The 20,701-nt window shown below is 59.0% G+C and carries 20 protein-coding genes; 5 read left to right on the top strand and 15 right to left on the bottom strand.

Features of this window, described 5'->3' with window-relative positions; all coding sequences use genetic code 11:
* Window positions 1-146: 146 nt before the first annotated feature.
* Window positions 147-521, top strand: a complete 375-nt coding sequence (locus K5E80_RS01895) for a VOC family protein (protein ID WP_220634562.1) — start codon at window positions 147-149, stop codon at window positions 519-521.
* A 277-nt stretch (window positions 522-798) separates the two neighbouring features.
* Here K5E80_RS01895 and K5E80_RS01890 read toward each other — a convergent pair whose 3' ends face one another.
* On the bottom strand, window positions 799-1,413 hold the full coding sequence (locus K5E80_RS01890) for a chalcone isomerase family protein (protein WP_220634561.1): 615 nt from the start codon (window positions 1,411-1,413) through the stop codon (window positions 799-801).
* A 209-nt stretch (window positions 1,414-1,622) separates the two neighbouring features.
* The gene (locus K5E80_RS01885) at window positions 1,623-2,036 is read right to left on the bottom strand and encodes an acyl-CoA thioesterase (protein ID WP_220634560.1); all 414 of its coding nucleotides are present in this window, start codon (window positions 2,034-2,036) and stop codon (window positions 1,623-1,625) included.
* Between the two features lie 201 nt (window positions 2,037-2,237).
* On the opposite strand from K5E80_RS01885, the gene K5E80_RS01880 reads away from it, so the two are divergent.
* The 3 genes from K5E80_RS01880 (at window position 2,238) to K5E80_RS01870 (ending at window position 4,462) form a co-directional block, all read left to right on the top strand.
* Entirely contained in the window at window positions 2,238-2,795 is a 558-nt protein-coding gene (locus tag K5E80_RS01880) for a DOMON-like domain-containing protein (RefSeq protein WP_220634559.1), read from the top strand.
* Window positions 2,796-2,974: 179 nt separating this feature from the next.
* Window positions 2,975-4,183, top strand: a complete 1,209-nt coding sequence (locus K5E80_RS01875) for an exo-beta-N-acetylmuramidase NamZ family protein (protein WP_220634558.1) — start codon at window positions 2,975-2,977, stop codon at window positions 4,181-4,183.
* A gap of 108 nt (window positions 4,184-4,291) precedes the next feature.
* Window positions 4,292-4,462, top strand: coding sequence for a hypothetical protein (locus K5E80_RS01870; RefSeq protein WP_220634557.1), 171 nt, complete (start codon window positions 4,292-4,294; stop codon window positions 4,460-4,462).
* Between the two features lie 195 nt (window positions 4,463-4,657).
* Here the strand turns inward: K5E80_RS01870 and djlA are convergent, their stop codons facing one another.
* The 7 genes from djlA to K5E80_RS16890 form a co-directional block, all read right to left on the bottom strand.
* Window positions 4,658-5,440 (bottom strand): co-chaperone DjlA, encoded by a 783-nt coding sequence (djlA, locus tag K5E80_RS01865; RefSeq protein WP_220634556.1) that lies wholly within the window; start codon window positions 5,438-5,440, stop codon window positions 4,658-4,660.
* A 151-nt stretch (window positions 5,441-5,591) separates the two neighbouring features.
* Window positions 5,592-5,864 (bottom strand): hypothetical protein, encoded by a 273-nt coding sequence (locus tag K5E80_RS01860; protein ID WP_220634555.1) that lies wholly within the window; start codon window positions 5,862-5,864, stop codon window positions 5,592-5,594.
* A 63-nt stretch (window positions 5,865-5,927) separates the two neighbouring features.
* A complete protein-coding gene (locus K5E80_RS01855) occupies window positions 5,928-6,245 on the bottom strand; it encodes a helix-turn-helix domain-containing protein (RefSeq protein ID WP_220634554.1) in 318 nt (105 codons plus the stop codon).
* A gap of 11 nt (window positions 6,246-6,256) precedes the next feature.
* Window positions 6,257-6,568, bottom strand: coding sequence for a type II toxin-antitoxin system RelE/ParE family toxin (locus K5E80_RS17080; protein WP_425514529.1), 312 nt, complete (start codon window positions 6,566-6,568; stop codon window positions 6,257-6,259).
* Between the two features lie 50 nt (window positions 6,569-6,618).
* Entirely contained in the window at window positions 6,619-10,188 is a 3,570-nt protein-coding gene (locus tag K5E80_RS01850; protein WP_220634553.1) for a UvrD-helicase domain-containing protein, read from the bottom strand.
* A 130-nt stretch (window positions 10,189-10,318) separates the two neighbouring features.
* Window positions 10,319-13,174, bottom strand: a complete 2,856-nt coding sequence (locus K5E80_RS01845; RefSeq protein WP_220634552.1) for a PD-(D/E)XK nuclease family protein — start codon at window positions 13,172-13,174, stop codon at window positions 10,319-10,321.
* Between the two features lie 11 nt (window positions 13,175-13,185).
* Window positions 13,186-13,320, bottom strand: coding sequence for a hypothetical protein (locus K5E80_RS16890; RefSeq protein WP_281420163.1), 135 nt, complete (start codon window positions 13,318-13,320; stop codon window positions 13,186-13,188).
* Window positions 13,321-13,519: 199 nt separating this feature from the next.
* Here K5E80_RS16890 and K5E80_RS01840 point away from each other — a divergent pair, with 199 nt between their 5' ends.
* Window positions 13,520-14,320: a class I SAM-dependent methyltransferase gene (locus K5E80_RS01840; protein ID WP_220634551.1), complete on the top strand. Its 801-nt coding sequence runs from the start codon at window positions 13,520-13,522 to the stop codon at window positions 14,318-14,320.
* 159 nt (window positions 14,321-14,479) lie between these two features.
* Here the strand turns inward: K5E80_RS01840 and K5E80_RS01835 are convergent, their stop codons facing one another.
* From K5E80_RS01835 to K5E80_RS01810, 6 genes are all read right to left on the bottom strand, one after another.
* Window positions 14,480-15,361, bottom strand: coding sequence for a formate/nitrite transporter family protein (locus tag K5E80_RS01835; protein WP_220634550.1), 882 nt, complete (start codon window positions 15,359-15,361; stop codon window positions 14,480-14,482).
* Between the two features lie 69 nt (window positions 15,362-15,430).
* Window positions 15,431-15,751 (bottom strand): hypothetical protein, encoded by a 321-nt coding sequence (locus tag K5E80_RS01830; protein WP_220634549.1) that lies wholly within the window; start codon window positions 15,749-15,751, stop codon window positions 15,431-15,433.
* An 11-nt stretch (window positions 15,752-15,762) separates the two neighbouring features.
* Window positions 15,763-16,914 carry a tellurite resistance/C4-dicarboxylate transporter family protein gene (locus K5E80_RS01825; protein WP_220634548.1) on the bottom strand — a complete coding sequence of 384 codons (1,152 nt, stop codon included), beginning with the start codon at window positions 16,912-16,914 and terminating at the stop codon, window positions 15,763-15,765.
* A gap of 144 nt (window positions 16,915-17,058) precedes the next feature.
* Window positions 17,059-17,685, bottom strand: coding sequence for a response regulator (locus K5E80_RS01820; protein WP_220634547.1), 627 nt, complete (start codon window positions 17,683-17,685; stop codon window positions 17,059-17,061).
* A 16-nt stretch (window positions 17,686-17,701) separates the two neighbouring features.
* Entirely contained in the window at window positions 17,702-19,459 is a 1,758-nt protein-coding gene (locus tag K5E80_RS01815; protein WP_220634546.1) for a sensor histidine kinase, read from the bottom strand.
* 29 nt (window positions 19,460-19,488) lie between these two features.
* Entirely contained in the window at window positions 19,489-20,667 is a 1,179-nt protein-coding gene (locus K5E80_RS01810) for a DNA recombination protein RmuC (RefSeq protein ID WP_220634545.1), read from the bottom strand.
* Between the last annotated feature and the right edge of the window lie 34 nt (window positions 20,668-20,701).

The raw sequence follows: 20,701 nt of genomic DNA, 5'->3' as shown, positions 1-20,701 counted from the left end.
AAAGGCGGCTCAAACACTCGACACAAGAATGAAGTGGCAGCACGAATCCGATAGATCGACCAAAGGCAACAGGACCCAAGGCGATCAACCATCCGGATTGAAGTGTTTTTGTTTCTTGTACCCCTCATTGGCAAGGAGAACCTGAAATGACACAACCCGCCCTGAATCTCCAAAACGTCAAAGCCGTCGCCCTGTCGGTAACCAACTTCGATCGCGCAATTAAGTTTTATACCGAAACCTTGTCGCTGCGGCCTGCATTTGAAGATGGCAAGCAAGTTGGCAGTCACCTCGGCCACACCGTACTGCTATTCAAGACGGATACCGGTACTCAGCCATCGGCAAACCTAAACCCGCGCATCACCATCGAGACCGCAGACGCCGTTGCTGCGCAGGCCAACCTGCGCGAACGCGGGGTGGTCATTGCCGATCCAGTCCAGAGTTACGGTGAGGCAAAGGTCGGCAGCTTCCTCGACAGCGAGGGCAACAAACTGTGGTTCTGTTCAGGTCCCGGGCCGAGTTGACGCTTGCGTCACAAGAGGGGGAGTGACATTTCGCTTCTCGAAGCCACCCTGAGCCGAAGGGTGGAATGTCTCTGCCCCGAATGGCACTTATTTAAGCCACGTCATCCCCGCGCAGGCGGGAATCCATGGGTTTTGCGCGTTAAGACCTCTGGATTCCCGCCTGCGCGGGAATGACGAGTGTAAAGGTTCGTGCCAAAAATGAACGACTTTTGTCATTAACGCAAGGAATAAGCGCTTAAGTAAGTGCCATTCGTCTCTGCCCCCATCATTCCCGATGCTACGTTGATATCATGGCCCTGACCAGATCTTCGGTATTGACGATGGAATCCTTGCCCAGCCAGATGCTCCACAATACCCGGGCAAAAATTTCATCGGTGATAGCAACTTTATCCTGGCCCAGAACATTGGTTAACACCACGCCGCCAGGCAGCCAACGCAAGATGAACTGTTGACCTTCCTTCACATCGGCTTTGGCAAAATACCCGCAGAAGGTGTCGATGTGCGGCTGAATTGCCTGTATCTCGGCCTGCGTCGCATTCTTCTTGAAGCCTTCCCGATAGGCATCAATAATCTTCCCGGCATCCACATCCCGCAAAAAGGTCATGGTGATCTGCTTGGCCTTGCCATCCGTCATTGCCTCTTTCAACAAGGCGTCCTTGCTCCCTTGTTGCGCATCCTGCATGTAGTGGGCCACTGCGTACACTTTGATAAACATCTTTTTACGGGTGGCCGTGCCAGTCAAAGTCATGGCGTAATCCTTGCCGGCATGCGAAAACAATAGCTGTGCGGGAAATTGCTTGCCGGATTCTTCAACCATGGTTCCCGAGGCGCCTGCAAGTGCAGCCCCCGATACCAGGAAAAACAAACTTGATGCCAGAGCGAAGCGTTTCATTTTGTGCTCCTTCATTAGCGGGTCAATCACGCGCCGCATCGTCGGTTTCGGGCCGGTTTGTTTCGTTTCTTGACGAAGAAAAAAGTATTACTCGAACTCCAAACCCGTGTTGATCCATTTGGCCCAAATGGGCAGCCGCAGAACCAAAGTGATCAGAGACATCTGTCTTTCTGAAAGCACAAAAACCAGACCCGCTGACCCTTATGGCACTAGATTCCCTCAACCTGCTTGCGAATCTGTTCCGGCAGCGGGATTGATTTCCCCGTGTCCAGCTCGATCCAGACAATCTTTGCGGCACCTTCGGCATAGAGCCTGTCGTCACCAACGTGGCGCAATTCGTAATAGGTTGGCAGGCTGCTGCGCCCGGCACGGCCGGCATAAACGCGTACCTCGACATCGCCCGGATAGACCAAAGCAATCAGGAAGGAACAACTGGTATTGACGATGACCGGCCGCCCGGCAACCTTGAATTGCGGTGAGGCGCAGCCGATTGTTTCCAGCCATTCAACACGCGCCTGCTCCATGTAGCGAAAATAGAAGGCATTATTAACGTGTCCCAGCGCGTCCATATCCGCCCAGCGAATGGGCAATTGCATTGTGTATATCAGTTTGCGCTTGTTCATGATTACCAATCCGATTATTCACAATTTCGGATTGTAATCTTTGTTCAAATTTCAACTCCGGCTCAGGAGAACGCCAGGCAGTGTAAATCAATGGATAGCGGGGTCTGCAGTTACAAATTGCAAGTGCGGGCCTCGACTCCACTATCATTCGGAAATCAATTGCCACTGAGGTACCCGCCAAGGCGGAGGGATGAGTAATTTGTGCACACCATGAATGACCTGCCGCTGACATGCCATCACAGCCAGGCAACGGACACGATCGAGCGCTTCACCGCCAGCGCCAAACGCGGCGCGGACGGCTGGTTTCGCTTGCGCTACGTCATTCGAGGCGCTGTCGAGCGCATCGCCCTGCCAGCACACATCGCGGTACGGCACAGGGACGAGCTGTGGCGCCATACCTGCTTTGAAGCGTTCATCACGACGGAAGACCGCCCGGCTTATGTCGAATGCAATTTCGCGCCATCCCGCGCATGGGCCACCTACCGCTTCGCCCGTTATCGTACCGGAATGGCGGCGCTGGTTCCCGTCGCGCCGCCGTGCATTACGCTGCAAACGCAGCCCGATGGCCTGGTACTCGAAGCGCAGCTTCACCTCGGCGAATTCGCCGGCCGCGCCTTGCGCATCGGCCTCACGGCCGTCGTCGAAGACAAGGCAGGCGGCCTCTCGTACTGGGCCTTGCGCCATCCGCGCAGCAAACCGGATTTCCATCATCGCGGCGGCTTTATACTGCGCCTCGCCGCACCGTCGGTACACATCTAGTGGAGCGACGCATTGAAATCGAAACATTCGTATTTTTATGCCATTCCCGCGCAGGCGGGGATCCAGGGTCTTTTTACCAGCAAGTCGCTGGATTCCCGTCTTCGCGGAATGACGAATGTTTGTAGATGATTCGTCATCAACGCGTCTCGCTACTACGCACGCACCAAGGAGAATGAACCTTGAAGTTCGGCATCGACCGTTTGATCGAAGAACCCGCGCTGCACCGTCCGCTGGCCGGCCGTCGTGTCGCCCTGCTCGCGCATTCCGCCTCGGTCACGCGCGAGCTGCGCCATTCGCTCGACGTGCTCGGCGCGCTCGACGGCATCACGCTCAGCGCGGCCTTCGGCCCGCAGCATGGCCTGCGCGGCGACAAGCAGGACAACATGATCGAGTCGCCCGACTTTGTCGATCCCGTGCTCGGCATCCCGGTGTTCAGCCTCTACGGCGAAGTGCGGCGTCCCACGGCGGCGATGATGGACAGCTTCGACGTGCTGCTGGTCGATCTGCTCGACCTCGGTTGCCGCATCTACACTTTCGAGACCACGCTGCGCTACGTGCTCGAAGAGGCGGCGCGCCTTGGCAAAGCCGTGTGGGTGCTCGACCGCCCCAACCCCATCGGCCGTCCCGTCGAAGGGCTGCGCCTGCAGGCAGGATGGGAGAGCTTCGTCGGCGCCGGCACGCTGCCGATGCGACACGGCCTCACACTGGGAGAACTCGGCCACTGGTTCGTCAATACGCTGCGCCTCGATCTCGACTATCAAGTGGTGACCATGCACGGCTGGGAACCCGAACGCGCGCCGGGCTACGGCTGGCCGCTCGAATCGCGCACCTGGGTCAACCCGAGTCCGAATGCGCCCACCCTGTGGATGGCGCGCTGCTATCCCGGCTCGGTGCTGCTCGAAGGCACCACGCTCTCCGAAGGCCGCGGCACCACACGCCCGCTTGAAGTGCTCGGCGCGCCCGACATCGATGCCGTGCAAGTGCTGCGCGAAATGCAGGCGCTGGCGCCGCACTGGCTGCAAGGCTGCATCGTGCGCCCGTGCTGGTTCGAACCCACTTTTCACAAGCATGCCGGCAAGCTGTGTTCAGCATTCCAGGTGCATGTCGAAAACGCCGGCTACGACCACGCCGCCTTCCGCCCCTGGCGCCTATATGCGCTGGCCTTCAAGGCCATCCGCCGCCTCTATCCGGACTACGCGCTGTGGCGCGACTTTGCCTACGAATACGAGCTGGACAAGCTCGCCATCGACGTCATCAACGGCAGCCCGCTGCTGCGCGAATGGGTGGACAACCCCGCCGCTGCGCCGGCCGATCTCGACCAGTTGCTGCAAGCCGACGAATCCAGTTGGAGTGAAGAGCGCGAAAGCGTGCTGCTGTACCGCCAGTAAATCATTCTTCGAAAACCAGCGGCCCCAATCCAGCAGCTCCGCCAGCCGGTGCATGACCCACACCGACTCCTGCGCGCTCAGATTCGAAGGCTCGGCCAGCAGCCCTTGATGGAACTGGTGCAGCACCTTCCGCTCCATGCCTTCGTCGAACGCCAGCTTCTGCGCATACTCGATGAGCATGCAGGCCATGCCTTCGCACCCCTCATAGCGAGCGAGCACGACATCCTGCGGCGCGTTGGGTCGGTCACGGCCGGGCGTGACATACATGGCCATGAATGACTCTGGAGATTCGATCTGGTTATCGATCATCATGAGTTGTATGGTTTCGAAGTCCGAATCAGCGTTCCACTACCCCGGCGAATTAAATCGAAATCCAAATCTTCACGACTATTCGATCATGCAAAGCCTGATTAGGGAAACGCTGAATAAGCAAATGGTTCCGCGCCAATACCAACCATGCATTTCGCCGTCCTTTTAACCCCCGTCCGCACGCCGACTCTTCTCGATCAGGTCGTAGGCGAGCTGGATTTCCTTCGCCTTCTCCGTCGCCATTGCCACCATGTCATCCGGCATGCCTTGGCCGATCAGCTTGTCTGGATGGTACTGGCTCATCAGCTTGCGATAGGCGCGCTTGATTTCCTGGTCGCTATTGTCCGGGGTAACGCCCAGGGCCTTGTAGGCATCCTCCAGCGCCTTTTCGCTACTCGGCTGGCCGGAGGCGAAATGGGCCTGGTTCGTGACCATCTCCATCAGCTGCCGGAACTCGGCCGGGCTGTAGCCAAGGCGGCCGGCGATGTCGGCAAGCAGGGTTTCTTCGGCGGCATGGACATGACCATCAGTCAGCGCCATCGCGATCAGGTACACCAGCAACACCTGTTTCAGGTGACGGGTATGGCCGCAAGCTGCCATGAAGCGGGCGTATAACGATTCGAGATCGCAGGACGGTTCGGTGCCGCGCTTGAAGAGCCCGATCGCCTGCTGCCGGTGCTCGGTCGTCATGCCGAGCTTTTGCATCAGCGCTTCGGTGTGAGCGATCTCTTCTTCGGATACCCGTCCATCGGCCTTGGCCAGCTTGCCCAGCGAGACAAACATGGTTTCGAGAAACACGGCCTGGCGCTGGGCGTTGCCAACCGGGTTGAACCCGCCCGTACCATAGGCGCGGACACGGTCGATGGTAGATCCGATCAAGAAGCCGAGGATGGCCCCGAATATACCGAGCAGGTAATAGCCAACAATAACGCCGATGAACTTGAACAAGACTTGCTCCTAGAAAAAGATCAACTGGATCGAGGCCAATTGCTCCGGCTTTGAATTGCTTTCCTTGTCACGCCAGCATCTCCATCAAAACGGGATGCCATGAGAAGTGGGCAACGGGGTCGAATATTTTTCAACTCCATTCCATTCGGTCTCACTTGCGCCGTATTCCATGCGCGGAATCGGATTCGGCCCGAATCTGGTCACGCGTTCTTAAAATCTCCTCTGTCGAGATATACGGCCCTTTATTCTTTGCGTGCCGATTCAAAATACGGCGGACAGCTTTGTCGCTACGACGCTTGTGATCGATCTGATCCAGCGCGTCCAGCATCAGTTTGGTCACGACAGCGCTCTTGTTCGCATCCGCAAACGCTTTGTTAAAGCGATCTTTCACGTCATCAGGGATGCTGAAACTCATGGTTGCCATACAGGCTCTCTCGTTGATTGCTTATTCAACTACATAGTCCTCTTTTTCGGTGATTTACGAGCTTCATTTCGGCGACAGAAACGCTTCCTGAATATCTTTCGCTTTGGCGCCGCTCGCAATAAGCGCACAAACGATCAAATCCAGCGACACCGAGGAATCGCCCGCCTCGATTTTGGCGATGCGCGACTGGCTCGATTTTATGCGTTGCGCCAGTTCGATTTGCGAAAGGTTGCGCTTGATGCGCGATTTCTTTACTGCATTGATCAGCGAGAGCCTGAGCGCAACGAACTGTGCTTCTTCGTCACTCAATTGCAGAAAGTCTTCCGCATTGCCGACTTTCCAGCCGGCGGCTTTGAGGCGTTCCAATTTGGTGGTCTTCATGGCTTCTATCCTCACGCGAGTGATTTGTAACACTTCAATCTCGATTTGCAGACATCAATAACCGTTTGTGGCGTTTGACTGGTTGTCTTGGCAAATACCTCAAGTATGACGACGGCCAGCGCATCCACGTAATACTCAACCCTCCATGTACGGTTTTCGTCGGGGATTCCCAATGGACAACCTCGACCAATACTCGGCATGGGCCGTGAGTGTGGCAACGAAATATTGCCACCCTCTTGCAGGCGCCGCAGTAGCATGCCCGCTTCAATTCGTGCAACTGCCGAGAAAGGTGGCGTTTTGACTTGACCGTGCAGCCACAGCAACGGTTTTCGCGCTTACTCATGCGTTTTGGCATATGTCAGAATTGACATACCTACAAGTCTTGTCCAGACCTTTTCAATGCCAGTTCTGACAACCTTCCCTGACTCAGAAAAAATATTCCCAAACGGATTGACAAGCCTTCTTCAGCAAATAGCGTAGCGTAGCGCTCCAGTTGCGGGCGGTAGATTTCGGCGCGGGCTTTCAGGTCTGACTCTGGAGCATCTGGTTCAAAGCGGGCTGTCTTGTAGTCGATGATCCAGCGCGCGCCATTTTCGACAAAGGTGCGGTCGATTACATTCGATAGGGTTCTTCCATCTTGGCTGCTGGTGAGCGCGAGTTCGTTGCCCGCTTCGTCTCGCTTCGAGAGTATCCAGCGTCCCGCTTCGCTGCTGATGGCATTGCTGACTGCCTCCTGCACCTGAGTTGCTGCATCGTCGAGCACCGACGCTGCATGCCCCCTGCCCTGCAGCCAGCGCCTGAACGCCGGTTGCGATGCCTTGACGCGCTCGACGTTCCATTGATCGAGGCCGTCCTGCGCAATGAGTTCGAGGGTGCGGTGGGCGAGCGTGCCGATGTCGGCGAGGAGGGAACGGCTGATCTCGATCGTGTCGTCTTGTGCTTCGACAGGCTCTGCACGAACGGTGGCAGCCTCGGTGGCATCGCCTTGCAGATAAGCGGGGATTGCGGGCGAAGCGATGCGCGTGAGTTTAGGGATGAAGCCAGCGAGCGAGTTGGCCTCCAAATCTAAAGTCGCTGGATTCCCGCTTTTGCGGGAATGACGGGCTGCTTCGAACTCGGCTTCGACTGCGGGCCACAGTGCAGCGAGGGACGAGCCTTTCACTGGCGGCTTGAGTACGTCGCCCTCCTCTTTCGTTTGCACTGTCGCGGCAGCGACGAGGTGCAGGGCGCGGATGGCGCGGGTGGCGGCGACGTAGAGAACGCGGTTGCTCTCGTTGCTCTCGCGTTCGGCATCGAGGGTGCGCAGATAATCGTAGGCGCTCGGACGTTTGTCGTTGCCGCCGCGGCGCGGCTTGACCGGGGCGATGACCAGATGCTCGTGGCCGTGACCATCGACGAACTCTTCCCACAGCAGCAGGCTGTTGTCGCCGTTGCGCGGCGCGCGGTGCAGGCCGGGCAGGATGACAGCGTCGAATTCCAGCCCCTTGGATTTGTGCACGGTCATGATCTGGATGGCCGGACTGTCAATGCCATCAGCATTCTTATCGGGTTCGGCATAGAGCGAGGCGATCTCGCGATCCAGCCGGTCGAGCGTGAAGCCACCGCCGGCATCGAGTTGGTCGATGAGGTGGAAGTAGGCCTCGGCATTGACACGTTCGGCGGCATCGTGCAGGCAGGCTTCGCCGCCGAGCATGCGCCACACGGCTTCGACCCAGCGCCGTGTGCGCAGGCGGCCCTGCTGTGCCAGAGCTTCGGTAAATACGGCACGCAGGTGTAGCAGGCGCTGCTGGCCGTCGGCGGACATGCGTTCAATGCGCGCGGCATCATTCACCAATTGCCAGACCGTGCTGCCGTGATCGTCGGCAGCGAGCGCATGCAGGTCGGGCAAGGTGAGGCCGCACCAGGGCGCACGCAATACCGCCAGCCAGTTAACGCGGTCGCCACGATGATGCAGGGCGCGCGTGAGGGCCAGCAGATCCTGCACCACCTGGCGCTCAACCAGGGCCTCAATTTCCACCGCCTGATAGCGCAGCTCCGGCGCGCTGCGCTGCAATTCGGTGACCAGCGCATCGAGATGACTGCGGGCGCGGACGAGGATGGCAATGCTGCCGGCCGGGTGCGCGGCGCGCTCGGCGCGGAGGATGGCAATGACCTGTCGCGCTTCGTCGCCCCCAGCATTTTCGGAATCCTTGGCGACCAATACCGGATGCATGAATACGCCCGCGGTAGCGGCGGATGATTTGGTGGCGACCGACACGGCGAACTTCACCGCGCCGGTTTGTGGATTGTCGGCGGGCGGGAAGACTGCGGGGAAGGTGGCGTTGATCCAGTTCACCACTTCGGGATGCGAGCGGTTGTTGCGGTTGAGGCGCAGCGATTCCAGGCCGATGCCGCCGATACCACTTTGGCGCGCTTGCAGGAAGAGGCCGACGTCGGCCTTGCGGAAGCGGTAGATGGATTGCATGGGGTCGCCGACGACAAACAGCGTGCGCCCGTCGCCCGGTTGCCAGCCGGCGGTGAGCCGCTCCAGCAGCGTAACCTGCGCTGGACTGGTGTCCTGGAACTCGTCGACCAGCAAATGGCTGATGCGGTAATCGAGCTTGAGCTGGAGATTGGTCGGCGTCGCCTCGTCGCCGAGTGCGGACAGGGCACGTTGCGCGATCTCGATGAAATCGACTTCGCGCTGCTGCTGGAACACGGTCCACAGTTGCGCGGCGGCGAGCTTGAGCAGGCGCGCGAAGATGCCGACGATGCGCGCCTCTTCCGTATCCAGTTTCGGCTCTGGCAGCAACTGGATGCGCGCCAGGGCGGCTTCAGCGCCCGGCGTTTGCGCGAGGGTATCGATGACATCGGCAAGCGTCTCCTTGAAGGGCTTGGCATCCTTCTCGGCGGGCAGGCCCATGTTTTTGTCGAAGCGTTTGCGCAAGGTGCCGCTGTTGGTGAGCAGCAAGGCGACGAGGCCGCGCCAGAGGTCGATGTCGGCAAGGCATTTGTCGTCATCTCCGCATCCCTCTTCGTCATTCCCGCATCCCTCCTCGTCATCCCCGCGCAGGCGGAAATCCATGGGTTTTGAAGACCTCTGGATCCCCGCCTGCGCGGGGATGACGGTATTTTTACTATTTTCACCTACTCCCAACGATTTGGTCCAATCCGCCAACAGCGTGATTGGCGAATCGCTGTTGGCAGCAAGGAGGTTGCCGGCGGCATAGCGCGCGATGGGCATGAGTTGCGATTGCATCGTTGCATCGATGACCAGGCCGGCGCGGACAAGATCGCTGGCGACCAGCGCGGCGATGGCGCCGCCTTCGTGTTGTTCGGCGCTATCGAGATGGACCAGCCACTGGTCGCGCCGTTCGAGCATGGACACCAGCAGCTTTTGCAGGCGCGCGCTATCGTTGTGGAAGTAGCGCAAGGCCTCTTCCATCGTGCACCCGGCGTCGGCGTCGTTTTCGAGCAATGCCAGCGTGCGCAACGCGGCGGCATCGTAGTGCGCGGCGCTGTCGTCGCTGATGGCGGGCTGCGCGCCGAAACGGGAGAGGAAGGGCATTTGCCGCGCGAGGCTGGCGCTCAATGCATCAATGGTCGTAATGCGCAAGCGAGCCGGGGTTTGCAACAGCTGCCAGCCGCATTCGGCGTCGCGGGTCAGCGCGTCGAGCGCGAGCCTGCGCGTGATCTGCTTGTGCGGCTCCGCTGCCATGGTTGCGGGTTGCATGGCGGACGACAAACTAAGCAGGATGCGCGTGCGCATTTCCGCCGCCGCCTTGTTGGTAAAGGTGATGGCGATGATTTCTTCCGGCTCCTGCACCAGCGCCAGCAGGCGCAGATAGCGCTGCGTCAGCAGCTCGGTCTTGCCCGCACCGGCGGGAGCTTCGACGATAAAGGACTCGACATCGAGTGCGCGGACACGCGAGGATTCGTCGATGGCGAGCAGATCGACAGTCATAACGTCAAAGGCTTTTTAGCCACAGAGGTCACAGAGAACACAGAGAAAGGCAAAGTCAAAAACACCCTCGGGCCTGGGTTTGGTTTTTCTCTGTGGTCTCTGTGCCCTCTGTGGCTCATGCTTTTGACTTTCACTCTTTCAGTTCCGCTTCCCACTGCGTTCTGCGCTCGGCCAGGCGCAGCAGCGGCAGCACGTCGCAGTAGCGCAGGTCGGTTTCGTTCTCGACCCGCACGGGGGCCACGCCCGCTTTCACTTCGTGCGCAATCGCTTCAATGCTGCTGCGCCAATGCAGCAGCACGGCCTGCCAGTCGGCAAATTCTTCCGTGCTGAAAACGCGTCGCGCGTCGCCGCTGTCAATACCGGAGACGCGCGGCAGCAGGCCATCTGCTTCGCCGATGCCGAGAAAGCGCGCATCTTCGAGCAGCACGCGGCCGAAGGCCACTGCCGCCGGTGGCTGATCGTGCCTGGCGATGGCGGCATAGGTTGGCAGCTGCGGATCGGTGATGCGCGCTGCAGCCCAGGCCGCGGCGCCCGCGACAGCGCCAGTCTTGTAATCGATAACGATCCTGCGGCCATCGTCCAGCCGGTCGATGCGGTCTATTTGCATATTGCATACGATGCCGTCGATGTCGACTTCGACGCGCTCCTCGCACGAGATGACACTGAACGGCTGTTCGCGCTGCAACTCCACCGCCAGCCAGTTCCCCAGCAGGCGCTGCAAACGCTCGCGCTCCAGCTTGCGAAACACCGGCGGCAAGGGGTTGGCGCGATGCACATGGTCGTAGCCGTCGAGTGCGGCACAGGCCGCCTTGTCGATGGCGGCATTGCGTTCGGCATCGGACATGGCCCGCAGCCGCGACGAAGCGCCTGTCGCCTGCCAGAAAACACGCAGGGCGTCATGCACGATGCTGCCGCGCGCCGCCGCATCGATCCCGTCCACCGGCTGTCGCAACGCCTTCGCGCCGAGGCGGTATTGATAAAAAGCCCAGGCCGGACAAATGGCCTGCGCACGCAGCAGACCGGTGCCGCCGCGCACATGCTCGCCCTCGGCCACGGGCGGCGCGATGCTGTCGTCAACATCTTTGGCCCACAGGGCCGAATAGTCGCCTCCTCCGCTTGGCGGGGGAGGTTGGGAGGAGGTGTCATTAGGGGCTTGGCCCGATGCGAGCCCCACGAGCAGAGGGCTTGGGCGTAACTCCGTTACACCATCAACATGCGCGAACGAAAAGTTGATCCCGGGTGCGCTTTGCAACAGGCGGCCATGAATGGAGCGGGCAAACGCCAGTTGTACCTGCGCCGATGCGTTGGGTGCATTAACCTTGCGCTGCTGTTCCGCCGGCAAGAGGGGATTGGGACGCGGCGGGGGCGGCCAGACGTCGTCGGTCATGCCCATCACCCACAGCGCATCGAAATGCATGCCGCCCGCTTCGAGCATGCCGACCACTTGAATCTGTGGATCGCCCACGATCTCGGCCTGAAAGATATGCGTATTGCAAAGCTGGACCAGCCGCCGCTGTGCCTCGCGCGCGGGAATGGCGCCGAGGATGCCGTCGAGCGCGGCGAGTTTGTCGAGTTCCCCGGCAAACGCTTCACGCGCCTGGAACTCGTAACTCGACAAACTGCGTTCGCCGGGCCAGCCGGCATGGCGCAGCAAGTGGCGAAAGCGTTCGGCCCATTGCGAAGGCAGCGTTTTCTTTTTCCATTCGTGCCGGGTCGATTCGATGACAACGAGATGCGCGAGCAGTATTCGCAAGCATGACTTTCTTCCACCCTCCCCTTCTGCCCCCACTTCGTGCCACACGGCTGGCTTCGCACAGTCAGCCGGCTGCGCGGGCCGGGAGCCATGCTCCTGAAATTCTCCGCTCGCCCCCTCAAGGGAGAGGGGGGCTTCATCCATGCCGCGAGCAAACCACTGCGCGAACGACAGCACTCGCGCCAATGTCGTGGTCGCATTGAGGCGTTCGCGCATCACGGCCTCGAGCCGGGCACGCGCATCGGCTTCACTCACGCTGGCCGACCAACAGGGATGGCGCAGCAGTTCACCGATGCGGCTTTGCTCCACTTCCCCGGAACCGGTCGCGAATTCGATGACATCGAACGCCACGGCAACCAGCGGTTGATGCGTAAGCGGCTTGCCCAGGCTGAAGTTGTAGCAGCGCGGCACTTCGGCGCGTGCCGGGCGCAGCAATGCCGGATGCAACATGGCGTCAAGCACGGTCTCCAGTCCGTCGCGCGCGCTGCCGAGATTGGGAACCACAATGCCAAGACGGGTAGCGGGATTACGCGCCAGTTGCTCGGCGGCCCACTGGGCCACGGCGCGACGTTCGCTGTCCGTATCGGCCAACTTCCTGATGCTAAGCGTCACCGGCGCATTAGCGGCGAACTGCCATTCGTCGACATGAACGCCCTGCCCCGCCAATATTTGTTTGAGTCGCCGCTCCTGCGGCGTGATGTTGTCGAAACCGGCGAAATACACCTCGCGCGGCAGCCGCGCCGCACCACGTTCGATCAAGGCCAGCAGCGCCTCGTGCCAGCGCACGGCCTCGATCAGGCCCTGTTCGTTGCAGCGCTCGTAAAATCTGCGCCGCCAGCGCAGGAAGGCCTGCGTTTCATCCTCATTCTCGCCGCCGAATGGGACCACACCCCATACCACCATCAGGGCATTCGCTTCCAGCGCCGTCGCGGCCATGCCGGGCACATCGAAAAAACTGCTGGCGTAATCGGGAATCGACTCCGCAATCACCGCTTCCCATAACATGGCTTCCTGAAACCCGTCGAGCACGCGGCGCGACAGCAGCGCATCGTCCTCGCCGCGCAGCAATGCGGCTTCGCCCAACTGCGCAAGCCACTGCGCGACGGTGCTCGTGTTCAGGGTTGGCCAGCGCGTTTCGCCTGCCGCCAGGCGCGCGCGGTCATCCTGCCAGCGCAGCGACTGGGCGAGACGGCTGGTAGCGCAGAGAATCAGGCGCTCGAGTATTTGCGGCATAGGCGCCGATGTTACATGGCCAGCATCAGCACGGCACAAAAAACGGTAACGGCATAAAAGACCGCGGTGTCGACATCGGGATGGATAATTTTCATGACCACGCTCCTGGATAAAGTGTCGTCATGATGCGGGGGGTAGTGGCTCAAGGCGTGAGCCTTGCATAATATGCATATGGCGTTGCCAGAACGGCTCCGGCCATGAACCGTCAGGGCCGCTGACAAAGCCTTTGTTTTTAACCTGGTATTCCCGCCTAAACCCCATATTTAGCAGGGCCATACGAGTGTTGACCCATACCAGCAAGCCGCCTTAGACTGAATCGTTTTCGTCAAATGGGAAGTCATAAAAATGGAACAACAACACGAGGCAACGTTGGCGCTAACCCAGGAAATATTCGGACAAAAAGAGAGCAAACGCCGCTCTCTTTTTTCAAATGTGTGGGCACGGATGGTGCCTGAAGTTTTCAAGGATGTTCCGCGCTATTACCGTTCGGGCAACATCATCGCAAGTTTGGGTTTATGGGAATTGTGGGTTTGGCAATTCCTCAGAACGATAAAACTGCGTCCGCATTACCAGACGCTCGACGTCTGCGCGGGAACCAACGATGTGGGCATCAGACTCCTCAAAAAAGAGCCGGCCATTTCCGTCACGGCGATTGATCGCAGCAAGGAAATGCAGGAAGAGGGGCAACGCAGGGCGAAACGAGCCGGGCTGGGTATATCCAGCGTCATTCACGACGTTCACGATCTGCCCTTTCCGGACAACTCGTTCGACGTGATCACGCTCCAGGCCGCTTCCCGCCATCTGCAACTGGACAAGGTGCTGCCCGAGATCCTGCGCGTATTGAAGCCGGGCGGGGTTTTCTATCACTGCGACATGCTCAAGCCGACCAGTCCTCTGGTCGAATGGCTCTACCTGCGCTTCTTGCGCATTTCCGTTTTCATGACTTCGCTGATCTTCGGGTCAACCCCGGCATCACGGGAGTGTTGCGGATACTTCAGCGATGCAATTCACCATTTCTATACTCCGGAAGAATTGACAAGCGTCCTGCAACTCATCGGGTTTTCGAATGTGAGCTGCAAAAAAAGCATATGGGGCGGAATGGTCGGCTTTCACGCAGCACAAAAACCGCTCCTGTCACAACATTAGTCGTAGCGTAAAAAGCTGCGCACCTTTTGATTTAGAAAAAGCACACGTCATCCCTACCCCAGCGGGGATGACGAAATGTTGGCTCATATGCCTTTCTTTGCGAGCAACTGCACATTATCGGTTCGCCCATCGGCGGCGCCCATCATCATTGACGTTCCGTCACGCTTCGCGGTGAGTGCAATACCACAAGGTGGCGTTAAAAACCAATGCGCCAATGATATTCCCGATGGTCACCGGAATTTGATTCCATATCCACCAGTCATGAATGGAAACATTCGCCCCGGATAGTATGCCTACGGGAAAAACAAACATATTGACAACGGTATGCTCGAATCCGAGGGCAAAAAAAGTCGCAAGCGGCAGCCATATCAGCATTACCTTCCCCGATACGCTGCGAGAGGCTTTGGCCATGATTGGGGCCAGGCTGACCAGCCAGTTGCACAGAATCCCCATCCCGACGGCGGCCAGCCAGCCGAGATAACCGAAGTCAACATAGGCGGCCTTCTTTTCGGCGAGGTGGGCCAGCGTAATCAGTACGCCCGAGGGGGCAGTCGTCCCGCCCTTGGTGAGGGAGAACCATAATAGCCAGGCAAAGAAAATCCCTCCCGCCAGATTGCCCAGCAGGGTCCACGTCCAGTTGCGGAATACGCGCCAGGGCTTGATTCGTCCTGCATACATCCCGATAGGCATGACAGAAAAACTGCCGGTGGCCATTTCAAGGCCCAGTGTCGCCAGCATGATATAGCCGACGGGGAATATCAAACCAGCGGCTGCAGTGGGCCAGCCCTGCGTGACCAGCAGGGCTGAAAGTGCCGTCGCATACGCCAGGAAGGGGGTGCACAGGAAGCCACGGATCAACAAGTGATAAACGGAAATCTTGTCTTTCTTGACGGCGTCCTCGGCAATTTCCCTGCCTATCTGCGCGGGAGATACTGAATCAATGGTCGTAAAGTCAGCGAAAGCGGCCGATAGCGCAGCCGGGTTTCCGGCGGGCAGATTATCCCCCACCGAAACGGCGATCGGTTCAAAACGGTGGTTCATCGGCCTACTGTCCTTTCAATCGGTTTAGTCATTGCCGAACGCGGGTACGCCGCAGTCGTGCGCCAGTCGTTACCAATTAATGGTTTCGGTAGCGGTGGAATTGGCAGCCTCATGCATGAACCTGACGCAACCGACAAACCACACTCCCACGCCGATGGAGATGACCACAAGCGTGGCGAGTATGCTGTACAGATCAGGTTGCTGATTGCTGTTTGACATTACCAGGCAGAAGAAAACGATGCCAATCATTGAAATAATCCAGCCACCAAGTATCGTCTTGCGGCTCCGTTCCACACCTGCTCGTGATACTTCCTGCTCGGCATCGCTTGAGTCAAGAGAGATTGGAGCGCTGGAGTTCCGGCTCAATCCGGATATTTGTGCGGAATTCATGACGTATCTCCTTAAGTGATTTGCGACTTGACGGCTACGCAAGGAATCGCGGGATCCGCACGTTTGCGGTCCGCGGGTTTCAGGCCTGTCGCAACTGCCAAAAGCAGGCCGAGAAAGGTGAGCAACCAGGTCGTCAGCGCCACGCCGACGAACAGACGCGGGATGATGAGCAGGAACGGCAAGCCGAAAGCTTCCGCAAGCCGATGGGTAGCGACTGCGTACATCCCCAGCGGGAAGACCGCGCCCCAATAGAGCGGATCGTAGGTCAACGGGACCTTGTGAAAGATGTAACGCCACAGGCCGAGGATGACCAGCATTGGAATCCACCAGGTGGCGGTCGCCCAGAAAAGCAGGGTCATGCCCTTGAGAAAAGGCAGCAGAGAAACCAGCAATGGTGATCGATCGGCAACACTGATCAGTAGCGCCCCGGCAAGGGTGGAGATCGCCATCGCGCCCATGTTGATCCAATACGGCGGCGTCAGATCCTGCGGATGAAAGCGGAAGAAGGTATAGCGGTAGAAAATGAGTGAGATCATCCAGATGTAAAGCATTCCCCCGGCCAGCCAGAGCAGTGTCAGGCCGAGCATGGCGGCTTCGGAGTTCCCCTGTTCCGGCATGATCATGCAGGCGAACACGACGAGAGATTGGGTGGCGACCACCGCCGTCAGCCAGCCGCCATTGATGCCTTCTTCGAAGGTCGGCTTGTTTCTGCGCACCGTTAGCGCGGTGAATATGGCGTAGGTCAGCACCAGCCATAGGGTGAAGGCGAGCCACCACATCAGTTGGGCGACGGCCGCCATGTGCAACTGCACCGCGATCTGCGTCCCCAGCACGGAAGTCGCCGCGACGGTGCTAAAAAAACCGGGGCCGCGTGGATGGCTGCCAAAATCGTCGAGGAAACGCTGCGGGTGATGGCGAATGCGCAAGAGCGTCAACCCCCACAGGATCACATAAGCGGCCAGGTTGATCGCAAGCAGGATCTCCGGCAGTGCTGGAATGTTTTCCAGTCTGCAGGCGAGCGAAAGAATGCCGGTCGCCATCACCATGGCGAAATAGGCGGGCGACAGTCTGGCAAGGACCTTATGAAATGGCGTTAGAGTCAGGGTGGAGACCTCTACCCCGCCCGTTTCACTTTCTGGCCGTATTTTTCCGACAATTGACATTACCGCTAGCCCCTGGATCTTGAGTTTGATCAACTGCAACTGAAGACCACTATGCGGTAACTGGTAAAAAGTGTATATCGGGCGGCGGCTGACGCGCCTGACAACAGATCCCTACCGCTTGTAGGGAAATGGCTGACAAGGGAATCAGTTCACCAAAGCGTGGCGAATGGCGTACTGCATCAACTCGGCGCTGGAAGTCATGTTCATCTTTTCCAGAATGCGCGCGCGATAGGTGCTCACGGTCTTGGTGCTGATGTTAAGCAGCGCGGAAATTTCCGTGGGTGTCTTGGCCGCGGCGATCAGGCGAAAAACTTCGAACTCTCGGCTGGACAGTGTTTCATGCGGGACCTTTGGACTATCGCAGGCGATGAGCGATGCCAGCCTGTCGGCGAGGTCTGCCGTGATAAAACGCCGTCCACTCATCACCGTCTTGATAGCGTCCAGCAACTCTCGGGGCGCCCGCTCCTTGGTCAGAAACGCGGCGGCGCCATCACGCAACGCCCGAACCGCAAATTGCTGGTCATCGAAGCTGCTGAGCACGATAACCCTGACGAGGGGGTAACTGGAGCGGATCTCGGGGAGAATATCGAGCCCGCTACGCCCGGGCAGCGAAATGTCTAGCAGAACCACATCCCAGGTCTCACGCTGTAATTGCCGCATGGCCTCTTCGGCATCGGCAGCCTCGCCGACTTGTGCCCCGATATCTTCTATGAGTATTCGTTTCAGACCCGCTCTCAAAATCGCATGATCATCGATCAACAGGATCTTCATTTGCTCACCTTTTTCCTCATGCTCGTAGCGCATTTCGGGGAATGTTAACTTGCAGTTCCGTCCCCTTTCCGCAAGCACTGGTGATCTTGACGGTACCACCGAGGCGGCTTGCCCGTTCTCTCATGCCAAGCAGCCCAAGGGACGGCGTAAGGGGTTCGATATCGGGATCGAAGCCGCGACCATTGTCCTTGACCCAGAGCATGAAGTCATGTTCGGTGCCCACCAGCCGGGTCGCAATGGATGTCGCGCCTGAATGGCGCACGACGTTGGTCAGCGCCTCCTGGGTAATGCGAAACAGGGCTGTGGAGATGTCTGCATCGACCTTTTCCTCTACGCCTTCGGCTACGAGCGAGGTATGAATTCCAGAGCGACGCTCGAACTCGCTCAGCAGCCATTCGAGTCCCGCCGCCAGCCCCAATCGATCCAGCACGCCGGGGCGCAATTCGGAAGAGATGCGGCGCACCGAGCGCACCGCCGCATCGATGCGTTCACCGAATTCTTCAATCATGGCCAGAGTATCCTCCGGCACGGTCAGATCAACACCGCTGGCGACCTTGCGATGCAGGCGCTCCAGTTCCAGTCGAAGCACACTCAGTTCCTGTCCAAGTTCATCATGGAGCTCTTGCGCGATGCGTGCTGCCTCTTTCTCGCGCGCTGTCTGCAACCGGTGCGACAAGGCGCGCAAGCGCTGCTGCGCCCGAGCCGCTTGTCTGTCGCGCAATTCCAGCGTGTCGGCCATGGAATTGAAGGCCATCGTCAGGTCGCGGATTTCTCCATGGGGGAGTGGAACAGGCGCGCGGGCGTTAAGCTCGCCCTTGCCAAAACGGCGAGTGGCCGCGGCGAGCATGCGAATGTCGCGCAGAACCGACAGATCGGTGGCCACCAGCGAGGAAACTATGGCGAATATCGCGAGCAACGATAGCACCGCAAGATCACGATAAAAAACGTGGTTGGCCAGGGCATGGACACTGGCCTCCGGCGGTCCGGCAACGACCCAGACGTCCTTTATTCCTCCCAGGGAAGTGGCGACCGCAAGCCGCGGAATACCATCGGGCGCGACACATCGAGTCAATGTATGCGGGTGCCGGATCAGTTGCTGGAATCCCTTGAGTTGCCTGTTCGCACCAGGTTCCAGTTCCCGACCAAGGGAGCTTGCCAAAATAGTGCCATCGCGGTCGACGATCAGCAGTGCGCTGCCGGGCGGCAGGTCCACCTGACCTGTCAGCCGGTCAAACCAGGCAAGATCGAGGGCAACGAATAACACGAGAGACGGCTGGCCGCGCGCGCTGCGTAATGCTTTTGCCATGATCAGAATCGGCCGTTCGACGATCAGGCCGACGAGATAGGTACCGACAGCCACTTCCTGCGATTCGAGCGCCCGCTGAAAGGCGGAAATCCTGGCCATGTTGACCTCTCGTGGAGGAGTGACCACGCTGTACAAAATCTTCCCGTCGAGCCCGAGCACGCCAAGATTGGCGAACTGCGGAAATCCGGAGAGAATCGCCGGCAGCAGCTTAGGCAGGTCCTCCAATCTGCTTTTGTCGGAAGAGGACGCAAGCCGGTCAAGCAGGCGCTGGGCGCCAATGACTTGCAATGCATGCTCGTGCGAAGCAAGATTGGCAACGTAGATCGATTCCGTTTCGGCCCTATGCAAAGCCGCACTTCTTTCTTCAGATGCTACGTAAACCACGAAAAGAAAAGCTGGCAGCGTCGCAAGGCAGGCCAGCAGTGTGAGCCGTCCGCGAAGCGTGCGAAACGGGAGCAGATTATTCATGGATTAGCTTATTATCTCGAAACAGCATCTTATTTTTCTTCCAGCTCCTGCAATGCACGCGGCACCGACTCGATCTGCTTCTGCTCGCGTATCTCCTGATCCTCGGACACCACCTTGAAATCACGGAATCTGCGCGCCGCGACCAGCACGCGCGTCTCCAGCGATGCAACCGCCTTGTTATAGGCGCCGACCGCATTACCGATATGCTTGCCGACATCGCCCCAATGATCGGCGAGCACGGCAAGGCGGGTATACAAATCCTTGCCCAGCGCGGATATTTCCTTGGCATTCTCGGCCAGGGCTTCCTGCTTCCAGCCGTAGGCCACGGCGCGCAGCAGGGCAATCAGCGTGGTTGGCGTGGCGAGAATGACTTTTTGTTCGACGCCGGACTCGATTAGCGATGGATCGGCTTCGAGCGCCGCAGAATAAAATGTTTCGCCAGGCAGGAAAAGCACGACGAATTCTGGCGCTGGCGCGAACTGTTCCCAATACGATTTACGTCCGAGCTTGGTCAGGTGCTCGCGCACCTGCCGCGCATGGTCCTGCAGCTTGCGTTTTTGCTGGGCCGGGTCGTCCGTCTCCAGCGATTCAAGATACGCCGCGAGCGGCGCCTTGGCATCGACCACAATATTGCGCCCGCCCGGCAGGCGCACCACCATGTCCGGGCGCAAACGCCCCTCCTCGGTGTCGGTGTTCGCCTGCTCATGAAAATCACAGTGGTCAAGCATGCCCGCCATCTCGACCACGCGCTTCAATTGCAGTTCGCCCCAGCGCCCGCGCGTCTGCGGCGCACGCAGTGCCTTCACCAGATTGGCCGTTTCGTGACGCAGTTCGCCCTGTGTCTCCAGCATGGATTTGACTTGCATTGTCAGCGATTCATAGGCGCCGACACGGGCCTTTTCCACCTCGCCGACGCGCTGCTCGAACTTGTCGAGGCTTTGTTTGACCGGCGTCACCAGATCGACGATGGCCTGCTGACGCTTTTCCAGATCATTCCTGGCGCTTTCCTGAAACGATTTGAGGTGGGTTTCGGCCAAGGCGAGGAAGGACTGGTTGTTGTGGCGCAAGGCCTCGGCCGAGAGCGCCTGGAACGCTGTCGACAGCGAAGCCTCGGCCTGCTGCAGCGTCTCCACTCGCGCCCGCAGCGCCAGCCAGATGACAGCGGCGCCACAGGCAACGCCGGCAAGAAACACCATCAGAATTTCCATAAGTTCATCGGCAGCATGACAAGGCCGTCATTGT

It is taken from the genome of Georgfuchsia toluolica (genome assembly GCF_907163265.1).
Classification (GTDB): domain Bacteria; phylum Pseudomonadota; class Gammaproteobacteria; order Burkholderiales; family Rhodocyclaceae; genus Georgfuchsia; species Georgfuchsia toluolica.
This window is presented reverse-complemented; position numbering and strand designations above follow the sequence as displayed.